Origin of the sequence: Halobacillus litoralis, assembly GCF_009856415.1 — a bacterium.
GTDB lineage: Bacteria > Bacillota > Bacilli > Bacillales > Halobacillaceae > Halobacillus > Halobacillus litoralis_C.
Map to the genome: position 1 here is coordinate 280,806 of NZ_WMEZ01000002.1, position 14,533 is coordinate 295,338.

A 14,533-nucleotide genomic window follows, 5' to 3' on the forward strand; every position below is an offset into this window, starting at 1 on the left:
CTTTGGCACCACCTTTGATTAATTTTCCGGGATTGCTAACAGGGCTGCTCCAAACTCAGGTGGAGCATAGGGCTCTTTATATACGCCTAACCCTTTTGTTTCGATCTGCTGGATGAAATGTTGTTTCAGAACTTTTGAGTGCTTAAAAATAGACCCAGCTGCTGTAATGGTCGTATCACTTTCAAAACCGCGGCAAGCGATACTTTCCACATGTAAAACGAGTTCATCGGCCGCTTCTTTCAATATCTTCACCGCAACTTCATCCTGTCGCTCCGAAGCTTCGATCACGCATGTCGCAAGCTTGGCTATTTCGTGTTTTTCGTGTGTCCCCCCATATATGTGTCGGACAAGATCTTCAGGCTTATGTAAATTTAATTTCTCTAATATAAGAGGAGTAATAAGCGTTTCCTTTCCACGTCCATCTGCTTCCTTCGCCACTTTTGATAACGCTTTCAAAGAAAGATAGTATCCACTTCCTTCATCACCAATAAGATGGCCCCAGCCTCCACATTTATGGATAAGCCCTTCACGATCTACCCCAACAGCATTCGATCCTGTCCCTGAAATGACGAGAATTCCAGACTCATCTTTTAGGGAAAGCGCTCCTTTCAGCGCCGCTACACTATCGGATCCAACAAATGAGTTTAAATTTTCAGAAAATGATAAATCCCAAAAAATATCCTGCACAATCTTACTCATTCTTTCTTCGTCCTCTGGTCTTCCAATACCAGCAAGTCCGAAGCCAATGCCTATGATCTGTGCAGAATCTACGTTGAATGTTTGTAATCCTTTTTTGATAAGAGCCGTTAAGCGATGACCCGCTTCCTCAAAACCAATCTGATGAGGATTGGTCCCCGGCCCATGGATGACTTTTGGTTGTTCCGGGTATGTACAGTGATTTGCTTCTAGGAACAGGCACGTCGTTTTCGTCCCGCCTCCGTCTATTCCAATCACATAGTTCATGGACTTCCTCCAAATCTTTGTTGGCTTTATTATAAAATTTATGAATTTTTATGTCAACATATGTTTTGAAATATTGTAATTATATTTCAAAAGAGCCCCGATAGATAGGTTGATCAGAAATACTAAAAAGTGGTGTACCAGGTCATCCAATATTTGGATGACCTGGTACACCACTTTTTTCCATGTAGTTTCAATTATGATGTTCGGTTATAGGTGAATCGACATTCTGGAAAGCTTTTACACCCTTTATACGTCCCATATTTACCAATGCGATCAATCAGTTCTCCTCCGCAATTAGGGCACTTCATCTCTTTTACTTTTTGACGAATCCGTTCTTGTTTCTCCTTCACATTAATGACATGGTTTTCTCTCCTTGTTCTATCTTCAATATTATGATGGTTTAGCTTATAAATGATTCCTTTCATATTTGCATTGGATATCAGTCTCTCATCATACATTTTGATTGTATTCAGTAAGTGAAAGTTATTCACTACATGTATCAAAGGAGAAGCAATGGTTATATCTTTCAGCGTAGATTTGGAACTGAAAGATATAATCGAACAAAAAGGATGAGAATAAGTTTTGCCTAATACCTCTTCTAAGCTTTTCATGTGACCATAATTCTGGTGGACCGGATTCATGAATGTATGCTTTCTCTTATAAATAACCTGTGTCCACTTTTTACTTCTTTCAGCACCAAAAATCCATCCTTTATAATTTTTTGTCTCAATGACAAAAACTCCGTAGATCGATACCACTACATGATCAATTTGAGTCGTTCCCTTCTCCGTTTCCAGCAATAAATCATTGATGACATAATACTCGTTGTTATTCAGTCTTTTAAGTAGAAGGGAAACCTTAGCTTCTCCAATTTTCCCTTTAACCACTGGATTAGCAAGGGATCCTCCAAAAAACACCAAAACCAAAAGCACAATCTTAAAGAACACAAGATCTCCTCCAAAAGCATGACGTTACCTCCACATCATTAATATCGGCAGAGATCCTATTTTGTAAAAAATACCACACCAGGTCCTCCAAATATTGGATGACCTGGTGTGGTTATTATTTCCATCAAAGCTTATAAACTGTTCCTTCATAAGGAGCCAATCCACCGCGACCTGATGATGCTGTTTCATTTGTAATCACAATAGGCATTCCTTCAATCTCTTTCACAATTTCCTCATCTAATGTCACTTCTTCGGAAGAGAAGTTACAGACGACAAGAAGACTTCCTTCATCGCTCACACGCTTATAAGCAAAAACATTCGGATCTTCTCTCATTAAAAGTTCAAACCTGCCATCAGTAATAATATCAATTTCTTTTCTTAAACGGATCAACTGTTGATAGAAATAGAACACAGAATTTTTATCTTCCAGAGCACGCTCGGCATTAATCTCACTGTAATTCGGATTCACCTGTATCCATGGGGCTCCGTCTGTAAAACCTCCATTTTCCGAATCATTCCACTGCATCGGTGTCCGGGCATTGTCCCGGCCTTTTACATAGATCGCTTTCATCAGATCTTCATGGGACCACCCTTGTTCCTTCTTCTCTTTATACATATTTAAAAGCTCAATATCTCTATAGTCTTCAAGCGTATCAAAGTGGACGTTCGTCATCCCTATCTCTTCGCCTTGATAAATATAAGGCGTCCCTTGCATCATGTGCAGGCAGATACCAAGCATTTTGGCTGACTTCACTCGGTACTCTCCATCATCACCGAAACGCGAAACGATACGGGGCTGGTCATGATTGTTCCAGTACAAACTGTTCCATCCGACACCATGAAGCGCGGTCTGCCATTTTTCAAAATTCTCCTTCAAGTCGACAAGGTTTAAATCCTTCCAATTCCACTTATCCCCGTTCGAATCCAAATCCATATGCTCGAATGTAAAAATCATATTCAATTCTTCATTCGCAGGATCCGTGTAACGCTTTGCATCTTCTGGAGAAGCTCCAGGCATTTCCCCTACTGTCATCACGTCATAGTTTGATAGAACTTCCTGATTCATTTCCTGCAAAAATTCATGGACACGCGGCCCATTCATAAAATACGGGCTCCCATCCCCATTCTCTCCATCGGGGTATTCCGGATCCTTAGAGATAAAGTTGATGACATCCATACGGAACCCGTCCATACCTTTATCCAGCCAGAATTTCATCATGTCATACACGTCTTCCCGCAGCTTCGGGTTTTCCCAATTTAAATCCGGCTGCTTTTTCGCAAAGATGTGTAAATAATATTGGCCTGTCGTTTCATCATATTCCCAGGCCGGGCCGCCGAAAACAGAGCTCCAATTTGTCGGCGGTTCCCCGTTCTCCTTGCCATCTTTCCATATGTAATAATCGCGATATGGATTTTCCTTGCTTTTCGAAGATTCAACAAACCATGGATGTTCGTCAGACGTATGATTGACAACAAGATCCATGACCAACTTCAAATCTCTTTTATGAGCTTCATCCAGCAACCGTTCTAGATCTTCCATACTTCCAAAAAGATCATCCACTTGACGGTAGTTGCGGATATCATAGCCATTATCCTCTTGTGGAGAATCATAGATGGGGGACAGCCACAGGACGTCCACGCCCAGCTCTTTTAGATAATCCAGCTTCTCTATAATTCCAGGAATATCACCAATTCCATCCCCGTTCGTATCATTGAAACTCTTCGGATAAATTTGATAGACGACACTCTTCTTCCACCATTCTTGATTATTCATCTCTACCACTCCCTTATGAAAACCTTCTCATATAACCATAACGCAAAACCGGTGGATACTTCCATTATTTGTTGTACCAGGTCATACAGATAATGGAAAAAGACCATCTCCGAGAGATGGTCTTTTGGTTTATGCGGATAAGCGTTCTGTATTTTTATGTTCTTTTTTGAGACGGAATGGTGCTGTGACCAACGCAACAATTAAAAACAGCCCCATATATCCGATCAACGGATAGAAGAACGCGACAAGTTCTGTAAATCCTACGAAGCTGAGCCCGAAAGCGACGACTCCAGTAATCAGAACGAACTTCTTATGCTGGCTTGTCCCGACCTCTGTATAACGAGCGGCAAAGGAGAAGAACATGCTGACCGCTGTATTAAAGACCATCCCGAACAAAACAATAGAATAGAATGTTCCTAATACAGGAGAAAGCCCATCGACAAGGGCCAGAAGCGGCATATCGTAAGACGCAACGGCATCCACTTTTGAGAAAATGGCCAGGTGACTGATCACGATCATGATTCCAAGACCTAATCCACCGAGAAGCCCGCCGAGTGCAGACGTACGTTCGTCTTTCTCATTTCCTCCCATCAGCAAGGACATCGATGCCCCGACCGCCACATTAAAGGAGACGTAATTGATGGCAGAAATAAACCAATTGGATAAAGCAGATGGCTGATCAACGGCAACCGCGTTCAAATCACTAAACGACTGGTCCATCGTAAACAAGCTATATCCGGATATAATTAAAACGGTAATGATTAAAAACGGCGTAATACTGCCAATGACATTGACGACTTTGTCCACATTCATCATGATGGTTGCCATCACGATGACACTCATGAAAATCACACCGACGAGTGGTGGTAACCCAAACTGCTGACTTGGAATGGAACCCGCTCCTGCAATCATGACGACACCAACACCAAACAGAGTCAGAATGATGACATAATCAACAATCCGTCCAAGCCATTTGTTTCCACTGACTTTATAGACCGCTTCCTTATGTGAAGTCGCCTGTGTCCTCGTCCCAAGTTTAACGAGCATCATCCCCATATACGCGAACAGGGCGGTTGAAATGATCGTACCGATGGTTCCCAGGTACCCGAAGCTCGTAAAATATTGAAGAATTTCCTGGCCTGATGCAAAGCCCGCACCAACGATAATTCCTATAAAAGCGCTTGCAATTTTCATTACTTTTTTCACGAAAAATCCTCCTAATGTACTGAGATGTCTGCTGGTTATCCGCATAAGTTAAACGCTTTCATATATAATATGTAAAATCAGCTTATCATGAATGCGCTTTCTATGATTTGGTAGAATGAACAAATCCCATTCCCTATATTCGTTTAAATAAACAAATACTTCAATAGGAAAATGGATGTTGTAATAAAAGAATCAATGATAATATAAAGGTATTCACACCATAAGGAGCACCGCTATGAAACATTCATCACACTTGAACTATTCATATAAAGATTACATCGATTCCCCAGAGGGGCTTGCCGACAGCATTGCGGAAACCTTAGGATGTCCAGTGACCATAGAAGATGCCAACCACCGCATCGTCTCTTACAGTAAACATGAGAAAAATGTAGATGAAGCAAGAATTGCAACCATCATGAGACGGAAAGTCCCGGAGCATGTGATTAATGGATTATGGAAACAAGGCATCATGGCCAAACTTTTTGAAAGTGACCAGCCGATCATTGTCAAAACCATTGATTCCATTGGTCTTGGGCACAGGTTAGCTGTCTCTGTCCGCAAAAACAATGAGATTCTTGGGTTTATATGGGCACAGACAAATGATCTCTCCGTAACAGCGGAACACTTGGAAGAGATGAAAGAAGCCGCCCAGTGGGTCAGCCATCATCTACTAAGGCAGCAGGCGAAAAAGAAAAAAACTGATGAAAACCGAAAAGAATTCTTCTGGCAGCTGCTGACAGGATCCCTCCAAAATCCAGCAGAGGTCAAACGGCTTGCCAAAAAATTTCATATGAATTTACAAGGACAGCTTTGTGTAGCCGTGTTCGAGTTCACGGAAGATATGAGTCAGGCGGTTGAGCGCCATGCCTATTACTTAACAGAAACGCTCCACCAAACCCGGATTGTGAACCGGATCTTTGATGACCAGCAGCTCATTCTCCTTGTCCGTACCGATAATAAGGAAGATGCGAATGAAATGAATCAGGCTTTCATTCGTGAATTCACACAAAAGATGAAGGAGCGTCTGGACTTTGAGGATTTAAAAGGGGCGTTCGGGCTGATTTATGACTCACCGACTTTAATCAGTGATAGTTACAAGCAAGCGTTGAAAGTTCTGGAATTGAAAGAGCAATATTCCGCAGGCCTTCAGCACGTCGACAATTACCAGGATCTTGGTGTCTACCAATTCCTCAATGAACTGTCCTCCCTTCAAAAACGGGAGAATTATAAAAACGATGCCTTGACCAATATCCGAATATACGATGAACGTCATAACTCCATGCTCTTGGAAACGTTGAAAGTTTTCCTTGAGAAGAACAGCAATGTCCACCAGGCAGCATCCCATATGCACATTCATACGAATACATTGAACTACCGCTTGAAGCGGATCAAAGAAATCGGGAACATTGACTTCAAGGATATGAACCAGAAGACAATGCTTTACCTTGATTTACTGATCTATGAGAACGAACAGGAGGATTTGTGATTTTACACAAATCCTCCTGTTTATTTTTTCACTTTCAACTAAACAAAAAGTCAGGATTGCGAGCTATACTTTGGTTACATTCAATTTGAAAGGTGGACGTTCCCCATGATTATCGGAATTCCAAAAGAAATTAAAAATAATGAAAACCGCGTTGCGATTACGCCTTCAGGTGTCATCAATCTCATGAAAGCCGGACACACGATCCGCATCGAAACCCAGGCCGGAACGGGAAGTAATTTTACCGACGAAGAATATCGTGATGCTGGCGCTGAGATTGTTGAAACCGCTTCCGATATTTGGTCGAATTCAGAAATGGTTATGAAAGTAAAAGAACCGCTTCCATCTGAATATGGTTACTTCCGCAAAGGACTTATTCTTTTCACATACCTTCACCTTGCAGCGGAACCTGAACTGACAAAAGCTTTAGTAGAAAACGAAGTAACTGCGATTGCCTATGAAACAGTTGCTGTCGATAACAAACTTCCTCTTCTAACTCCAATGAGTGAAGTAGCCGGGCGTATGGCGACACAAGTAGGAGCTCAATATCTTGAAAAATCCTTTGGCGGAAAAGGAATCCTGCTTAGCGGAGTTCCTGGTGTATCCCGTGGAAAAGTCGTCATCATCGGTGGAGGCATCGTTGGTACGAACGCAGCGAAGATTGCCATCGGCCTTGGTGCTCACGTAACTGTATTGGACTTGAACCCGAATCGCCTGCGTGAACTGGATGACCAGTTCGGCAAAGACATCCAAACGATGATGTCCAATCCGTTCAACATTGCGGAAGCGGTCAAAGAAGCCGATCTAGTCATCGGAGCAGTCCTGATTCCAGGAGCAAAAGCACCTAAACTTGTGACAGAAGACATGGTTAAAGAAATGAAAGACGGCTCTGTCATCGTAGATGTCGCGATCGACCAGGGCGGAAACTTCGAAACGGTCGATCACATTACGACACACGATGATCCGATTTATGAAAAACACGGCGTCCTTCATTATGCGGTTGCAAACATCCCAGGAGCTGTCCCACGTACATCGACGATCGCTCTTACAAACGTAACGATTCCATACGCTTTGCAAATCGCTTCCAAAGGCGTAAACAAAGCGGTGGAAGATAATAAAGCGATTGAAGCAGGTGTAAACACAGCGAATGGTCACCTGACTTATGAAGCGGTAGCTCGTGATCTTGGTTACGAGTACAAACCAGTAAAAGAAGCTCTTCAAACTCCAGCACACGTATAATACAACAAGCTCCCCCACAATCGTGGAGGAGCTTTTTTATTGAGAAAGAAAACACTTCCAAATATTTACGTACCAAGTCATACAAATAATCCCATTTAATCCCTCCGTAATTTAGTCCTATAGTTGGAATCTATTTCGTTACTCGAAATGTTCGTATGACGGTGATTATGTCTAATAACCGTGATTAAAGTCTTAGGCTAATCTTCCATTCGACATTATTTTCAGAATATACAAACAGTTCAATCTACTCTGTATACTTTATCCTCCATTACCTATAATTGGTTACATTATTACGAGGAGGTTGGTTATGAAGAGAAAACACGTAATTCCAATGGCCGTCTTATCATCTGCTCTTTTGATGGGAACGGTCGCTCCGACACAGTCACATGCGATCAGTGAGAACGCAAATCCAAAAGCCCATGCACAAATCCAGCAAAACAGTGTACATAAGGATAAAGACAATCGTCCATTCTTTGTACAGGAAAAACAGAAAGAAAAGTACGCAAAAGCCAACGAAGCCTCTGCTAAAGCACACCTGAACAAGAATAAGGAAAATTATAAAATGAATGATCCTGAACATAGCTTAGGACAAGCAGAAGTGACGAAGGATGACCTAGGGATGACTCACGTCAAACTTCAGCAAGAAAAGAATGGCGTACCTGTAGAAGGCCACCAAGTGACCGTCCACTATGATAAGGACAACAAAGTCCAAGCCGTAAACGGGCAGTTCAACGAGGCGATAGAACAACAAGACCTTTCTACGAACGCTTCCCTAAGCAAAACAAGTGGGTTGGAAATCGCCAAGGAGTCGGTAGATGCACCAGAACAACTCGTGGAGTCTCCGTCATCCACTCTTGTCATCTATCCGATTCAAGATGAAAATTACCTTGCTTATAAAGTGAATGTGAACTTCCTTGGGGAAGACCCAGGAAACTGGTTCGTTTATGTTGACGCCAACACTGGAGAAGTGATTGATAAATATAACGCGCTCATGCACGCCGATGGATATCAATCTTCTAAAGGATCCGGAACAGGTGTCCTCGGTGACCACCGTAACCTACACATTACTCACACCAATGAAAAAGGTGTGGAAGCGAACGGAACCGACTTTTACCTGTATGATAAATCACATGAAAATTTAGACGGCATTTACACATACGATGCACAAAACAGCTGGGACTACGCTGCCTTGCCGGGCAAGCTGTTCTCTTCTCCAAATGCTTCATTTAATGATGATTACGAGCAGCCTGCCGTCGATGCCCATTACAACTCTGAACAAGTGTACGAGTACTATTTAGAAGAACACGACCGCAACTCGATCGATGGAGAAGGAATGGCCATCAAGTCTACGGTCCACTATGGTGAAGATTACAACAACGCCTTCTGGAACGGCCGGCAAATGACGTATGGCGACGGAGATGGTGAATTCTTCATCCCTCTATCTGCAGGGCTCGATGTCGCTGCACACGAAATGGCACACGGTGTAACCACTTACTCAGCAGGTCTTAAATACCGCTTCCAATCCGGGGCTTTGAATGAAGCTTTCTCTGATATTTTCGGAGCACTCGTCGATGAGGACGATTGGGAAATCGGTGAAGATATCATGGCAGAGGAAGCAGTTGCTTCCGGACGGACATCCTTAAGAAGCCTGAGTAATCCTAGCAAATTCCCTGTAGGAGCAGACTATGTACCGTATGGAGACGGCAACGGCATGTATCCTTCCCACATGGATGAATACTATGACCTTCCTTTGGATTTAGATAACGGTGGTGTCCATATTAACTCTTCCATCATCAACCATGCGGCTTACATCACGGGTGAACAGATTGGAAAAGAAAAACTTGGACAAGTCTATTACCGTGCTTTGACTGTCTACTTGCAGCCGGAATCTGACTTCAGTCATGCAAGAGAATCGGTCATCCAATCAGCTGCCGACCTCTATGGTGAAAATAGTGAAGAAGCTCTAGCTACTGAAGATGGATTCAATCAAGTTGGAATTACAGAATAAGGAGGAATAGTTTATGAAAAAACAAGTATTTGCTGTCGCTAGTTCCATTGTATTGGCTTCCAGTGTGGCCATCCCTACATTTGCAGCCGGAAATCACCCTGGTACACCCGAGCAGCAAACCTATAACAGCTCCGGTTGGACAGACTATGCTCAACTGACCAAAAAATTAGAGCAGATTGAAAAATCCAGCCAAGGGACCGTGCAAGTCGATGTTGTCGGTCAATCCAATCAAGGACTTGATATCTATCAAGCCCGTGTCGGTCACGGCGATAAAGTCATTCTTATCGAAAGTGAAATCCACGGCAATGAAAAAACAGGAACCGAAGCCATTCTGAATCTATTAAGCTATTTAGGCTCAAGTAATTCCCCTCACGCACAAAAAATCAGAGAAGAGGTAACACTTGTTACTCTTCCAAAAATGAATCCTGATGCTTCGGAGCTCGACAGGCGCGGAAATGACATGTCCTGGTCAGAAGTCGTCGAAGACTTCCCTCAGCTGGCTGAGGCCGGTGGTCCAACATGGAATTACTATACCGCCCCCAACATTCAGGGGGACAATTACGCAGCTAATCCAGGATTTGATGTGAACCGTGACTTTAATCCTGATTTGGATTATGTTCCCGAAGCAGAAGATGTGCCGGGTTCTTCTTCAGAGCCAGGCTGGTACATTACACCGGAAGCCCAAACCGTCCGTGATGTATATAAAAACTTGCAGGATGAATTCGGAACGGTCGATGTTTTCATAGACCTCCACCACCAGGGACTCTATTATGTAGATGGCACAAGTGACCCCGTCACCTTGTCTCTATCCGGCCAGTTCGTCCCTGATCCAAACTCAGAAGATGGAGCGAAATACTCCGAGTACGCAGACAACTACGATTATGATTACTCCCGCCAGTTGAATGTCGCTGCCTATGATGCGCTTCAAGAAATGGGGAACTCGCCATTCGATAACATTACTCTCTACAGCCAGGGACTGGACCTTCCAGGCACAGCACTAGGTTCATTTGCCCTTAACGGCAGTGGCACGGTCCTTTTCGAAGTGACGGGCCAAACGCAGAGTCTCGGCCAGAAGAAAAAAGGGATGCTCGTAAAAGCCGTAGAAACAGGACTCAGGGGGATTATTGACGGTGTAGCTGAAAACACGGTTGAAGATTTAAACCCTGAAGACTACGAAGAGATTCCTGAAACAGCTTACCGTCCAAGTCTATAACCATAAAAGCGAGGAGTTTTTAAATTCCTCGCTTTTTATCGTCTATTAAATCAAGCGGATCAGTTCTCTCACAGATCGTCTCATTGTCCAGAGCACGTACAATTCTTTGTGTAGAATTGATGTTGTAATGTAAAAAAGGTTCAAAACCTGTAAGCAATAATTTCATCATGTTTCAAATCTCCTCCTGCGGTTAAAAAACTTCCTCTCTCTCCTTTCATGATAGCAGAAGAAATGACCTGGCCGCACACTTGTGCACCATGAACGGAGATGTAAGGGCACCACTATGGCGGATTCTTTTTTTCCACCACTCCGAATTTCCTAAAGAATGAGAAGAGACAGCCCAAATTAAGAGCTGCCTTTTCTCTATCACTATCCTATCTCTTGTTCTTCTTCACACAAATAAGTAAGAACGGTTTCTTTCATCGGTAGATCGACTTTTCCATTCAATCCATCCAAAGCAATGACATCATATCTCTGATTCCGATCCTTTATATATCCTATCCAGTAAGGCACATACAGCAAAGTACGGCCTGTGATTGTGACATCAATTTTTTCTCTTCTCTTTTCCTTTGAAAAAAGTTCCCAATAAAGGACCTTTCGAGCATGTTCATCCTCCAGTGTCTTTTTGACAGGTATAAATTGCTCACAGGATTCTTCCCTCTCATAATCTACCGGAAGAATCGCACTCATTTCACTCAAAGGTTCGATTGCGATCCTCCCCTCCAAACCATCAGGCAGTGCATGAGAGACGACTCTGTAATCGAAACACCAGAATGGAAGGAAGACTTGCTCCATAGAAAGGAGTCGTTTCGTTTTCTTCATTTTCTTCCACCAATTTGAATAGAGGTGGTCAGACATTTTTCCAATTGCCTCGTCACGCTCAACAACTGATTTCAAATAATAAGTCACAAAACATCCTCCTATAGATTTTGCAAGTAAAGTAGGAAAGCGAAAACGACAAAGAAGTAGAGAACAAGATAAAGCGGCCACATTTTCGTTTTCTTCTCTTCTTTGATCTCTTCCACTGAACTTGCAGCCTCAGCTCTAGCTTCAAGAGATTTTTGAACGTCTTCCTGCTCTCGACCTATTGTTAATCCGGCTATTTTCTCTTTAGATGGAGCCTTCGTAAATAGACTCACGGCGTACCCGATTCCAACGGCAACCGCCGCACCTACAAGGTTATTGTACAACCAAGAAATTTCAGCAAAAACGGTAACGGCCCAAACAGCGACCATGCCAGCAATAACCCCCGCGAAAGCACCTGTTCCACTGACTCTCTTAGTGAAAATGGCCAAGATAAACACACCTAGTAACGCCCCGTAGAAGTAAGAACCGATCTGGTTGACAGCCTCAATGACAGGTCCAAGATTCCCAGCAAAGAAAGCGAAAATCGTTGCATAAATTCCCCAGAAGACTGTGGCATAACGGGAAGCTTTCAAGTAGTGCTCTTCCGATGCATTCTTCTTCATGAACTTACTATAAAAGTCCCGCACACTTACAGCGGACAACGAATTCAATGCTGAATCCAGACTGGACATCGCTGCAGCAAATACCCCTGCAATGATCAGACCAGAAATACCCACCGGCAGCTCATTTACAACGAATCGTGGGAATAACTCATTCAAGTTCTCAACGTTCGGATCGCCGGCATATTGATAAAAGATGTACAGCAGGACACCAATCAATAAGAATAATAGCATTTGCGGAATCATTAATACCCCGCTTAGTACTAAAGACAGCTTACTTTCACGAATGGATTTACTCGTCAAAACTCTTTGAATTTGACTTTGATCTGTTCCAAAATAAGCAGCATGCAAGAAGAAACCACCAATGACACCAGCCCATATGCTATATTCCACAGAAAGATCTGTAGAAAAGTCGATGGAGTTCAGCATTCCTGTTTGAGAGGCTGTAGACATAATCTCTCCCCAGCCGCCTGGAACATCTTGAAATATGATGAAAACACTAAGTCCAGCACCTATCCAAAGGACGAACATCTGGATAACGTCTGTCCAGATGACCGCACTGATGCCTCCAAGTACGGTATATGAAACAGCAATAACAGCCATCAAGATAATCATTAAGCTGACATCAAGGCCTGTCACAACAGATAAAACCAGTGCAGGTGCATACAATACAACCCCCGTCGCCAGTCCACGGGCAATGAGGAACAAACCGGCCGTCAACGTACGGGTCTTCACATCAAACCGTCGCTCTAAGTATTCGTATGCCGTATATACTTCTGTTTTATAGAAGAACGGTACAATGGTCGCAATTAGGAAAGCCATTGCTAATGGCACATTAATAAAAGTGATTATCCTTGTCAGACCACCATCATATCCCCAACCAGGAGCACCAATAAACGTAATGGCACTTGCCTGTGTAGCCATAACAGATAACCCAATCGCCCACCAAGGAATGCTACGTCCACCAAGAAAATAGTCTTTGGTAGATTTCTGATTCTTTCCGAACATCGCACCAATAGCTGCTGTTCCAAGTACATAAACAATAAAGATCACGTAATCAATCACTGTAAAACTACTCATGTATTTCCACCCCGATCGTTCGATTTAAGAAATAAACATCCAAAAAACGCTCCGTAGCTCTTCTAATTAACTCAGGTCCTTTTCCAACGGCTTCGTCAAGTTCCATCGGTCTATCAACAATAGGAAGAATCGCAAGCAATCCTTCTTCTTTCGCCCCGCTTATTTCTCCGTCGTACATACCAGTAAAAGCAATACATGGAACCCGATGTTTTTTAGCTAAACGGGCCAAGCCAACAGGTCCTTTTCCATATAAGGACTGACGATCCAGCTTACCTTCACCTGTGATCACAAGATCTGCTTTTTGGATATGCTTCTCTAACTCTCCAAGCCTCGCAATCAATTCAAAGCCGCTTTCCACCTTAAGGTTGTCCAGTAAACTGAACAATGTGAATCCGAAACCACCCGCAGCCCCGCTACCTTCTTTGTCCCTAACCAACCTTCCTGTATGGCCCTCCAGCACGGAGGCATAATGAGACATTCCCTCTTCAAATCTTTCCACCCGGGATTTTGTCACGCCTTTTTGTGGACCAAAAACCTCTACCGCTCCTTCTTGACCTAAAAGAGGATTGGAAACATCAGACGCAATGAGCCATTCCACATCAGATGTCATTGAATAGGAGTAATCGCTTTCAATTTGAGAAACTTTAGATAAGTTCCCTCCAGTCATTTTCAACTCCTTACCTTCGGCATCATAAAAATTAACACCCAAGGCTTGGAAGCATCCTGCCCCTGCATCAACGGTAGCACTTCCCCCTAAACCTAAAATAATCCGTTTCGCACCAAGGTCGAGAGCTGATTTAATCAGCTCTCCTGTGCCGAAGGTAGAGGCTCTTAAAGGATCCAACTCCTCCCTTTTAAGCCTTGGTAACCCGGAGGCTTGTGCTGTTTCAATGATGGCCGTTTTCGTTTCTGGAACCCACCCATATGCGGCAGTCACTTTTCTACCCAAAGGATCTTCCACTTGCTCTTCAATCCAATCCCCATGGAGAATTTTCACTAAAGCTTCAACGGTTCCTTCTCCTCCATCTGCAATCGGCATGGACTGCGTTTGAATCGCAGGATTGAATTTGGAAATGCCTTCACAAATGGCATCACATGCTTCCGCACTGCTCATAGACCCTTTAAAAGAGTCCGGAGCAACTAATACATTCATC

12 protein-coding genes are annotated in these 14,533 nt (G+C 43.2%); 4 read left to right on the forward strand and 8 right to left on the reverse strand.

Translation table 11 applies throughout. The features are described 5' to 3' along the window. Nucleotides 1-18: 18 nt before the first annotated feature. The 4 genes from GLV98_RS07085 to GLV98_RS07100 all read right to left on the reverse strand — a co-directional run bounded on the left by GLV98_RS07085 (nucleotide 19) and on the right by GLV98_RS07100 (nucleotide 4,890). Nucleotides 19-963, reverse strand: coding sequence for an N-acetylglucosamine kinase (locus tag GLV98_RS07085; RefSeq protein ID WP_160913498.1), 945 nt, complete (start codon nucleotides 961-963; stop codon nucleotides 19-21). A 194-nt stretch (nucleotides 964-1,157) separates the two neighbouring features. Continuing rightward, nucleotides 1,158-1,910, reverse strand: coding sequence for an NERD domain-containing protein (locus tag GLV98_RS07090; protein WP_160914472.1), 753 nt, complete (start codon nucleotides 1,908-1,910; stop codon nucleotides 1,158-1,160). Nucleotides 1,911-2,034: 124 nt separating this feature from the next. Then, nucleotides 2,035-3,684: a glycoside hydrolase family 13 protein gene (locus GLV98_RS07095; protein ID WP_160913500.1), complete on the reverse strand. Its 1,650-nt coding sequence runs from the start codon at nucleotides 3,682-3,684 to the stop codon at nucleotides 2,035-2,037. 129 nt (nucleotides 3,685-3,813) lie between these two features. Next, complete coding sequence (locus GLV98_RS07100) at nucleotides 3,814-4,890, reverse strand: hypothetical protein (protein ID WP_160913502.1); 1,077 nt, start codon at nucleotides 4,888-4,890, stop codon at nucleotides 3,814-3,816. Nucleotides 4,891-5,125: 235 nt separating this feature from the next. Between GLV98_RS07100 and GLV98_RS07105 the strand changes: the two genes are divergently transcribed. From GLV98_RS07105 to GLV98_RS07120, 4 genes are all read left to right on the forward strand, one after another. Then, on the forward strand, nucleotides 5,126-6,376 hold the full coding sequence (locus GLV98_RS07105) for a PucR family transcriptional regulator (RefSeq protein WP_160913504.1): 1,251 nt from the start codon (nucleotides 5,126-5,128) through the stop codon (nucleotides 6,374-6,376). 105 nt (nucleotides 6,377-6,481) lie between these two features. Further along, the gene (gene ald, locus GLV98_RS07110; RefSeq protein WP_160913506.1) at nucleotides 6,482-7,612 is read left to right on the forward strand and encodes an alanine dehydrogenase; all 1,131 of its coding nucleotides are present in this window, start codon (nucleotides 6,482-6,484) and stop codon (nucleotides 7,610-7,612) included. 307 nt (nucleotides 7,613-7,919) lie between these two features. Then, nucleotides 7,920-9,620, forward strand: coding sequence for a M4 family metallopeptidase (locus GLV98_RS07115; protein WP_160913508.1), 1,701 nt, complete (start codon nucleotides 7,920-7,922; stop codon nucleotides 9,618-9,620). Between the two features lie 13 nt (nucleotides 9,621-9,633). Continuing rightward, nucleotides 9,634-10,833, forward strand: a complete 1,200-nt coding sequence (locus tag GLV98_RS07120) for a M14 family zinc carboxypeptidase (protein WP_160913510.1) — start codon at nucleotides 9,634-9,636, stop codon at nucleotides 10,831-10,833. A 19-nt stretch (nucleotides 10,834-10,852) separates the two neighbouring features. Here GLV98_RS07120 and GLV98_RS20340 read toward each other — a convergent pair whose 3' ends face one another. From GLV98_RS20340 to GLV98_RS07140, 4 genes are all read right to left on the reverse strand, one after another. Continuing rightward, entirely contained in the window at nucleotides 10,853-11,002 is a 150-nt protein-coding gene (locus GLV98_RS20340; RefSeq protein WP_160913512.1) for a hypothetical protein, read from the reverse strand. Between the two features lie 200 nt (nucleotides 11,003-11,202). Further along, complete coding sequence (locus GLV98_RS07130) at nucleotides 11,203-11,742, reverse strand: hypothetical protein (RefSeq protein WP_160913514.1); 540 nt, start codon at nucleotides 11,740-11,742, stop codon at nucleotides 11,203-11,205. Between the two features lie 11 nt (nucleotides 11,743-11,753). Next, the gene (locus GLV98_RS07135) at nucleotides 11,754-13,379 is read right to left on the reverse strand and encodes a sodium:solute symporter (protein WP_160913517.1); all 1,626 of its coding nucleotides are present in this window, start codon (nucleotides 13,377-13,379) and stop codon (nucleotides 11,754-11,756) included. Next, complete coding sequence (locus tag GLV98_RS07140) at nucleotides 13,372-14,532, reverse strand: glycerate kinase (RefSeq protein WP_202409952.1); 1,161 nt, start codon at nucleotides 14,530-14,532, stop codon at nucleotides 13,372-13,374. Before GLV98_RS07140 ends, GLV98_RS07135 begins: the two co-directional genes overlap by 8 nt. Between the last annotated feature and the right edge of the window lies 1 nt (nucleotide 14,533).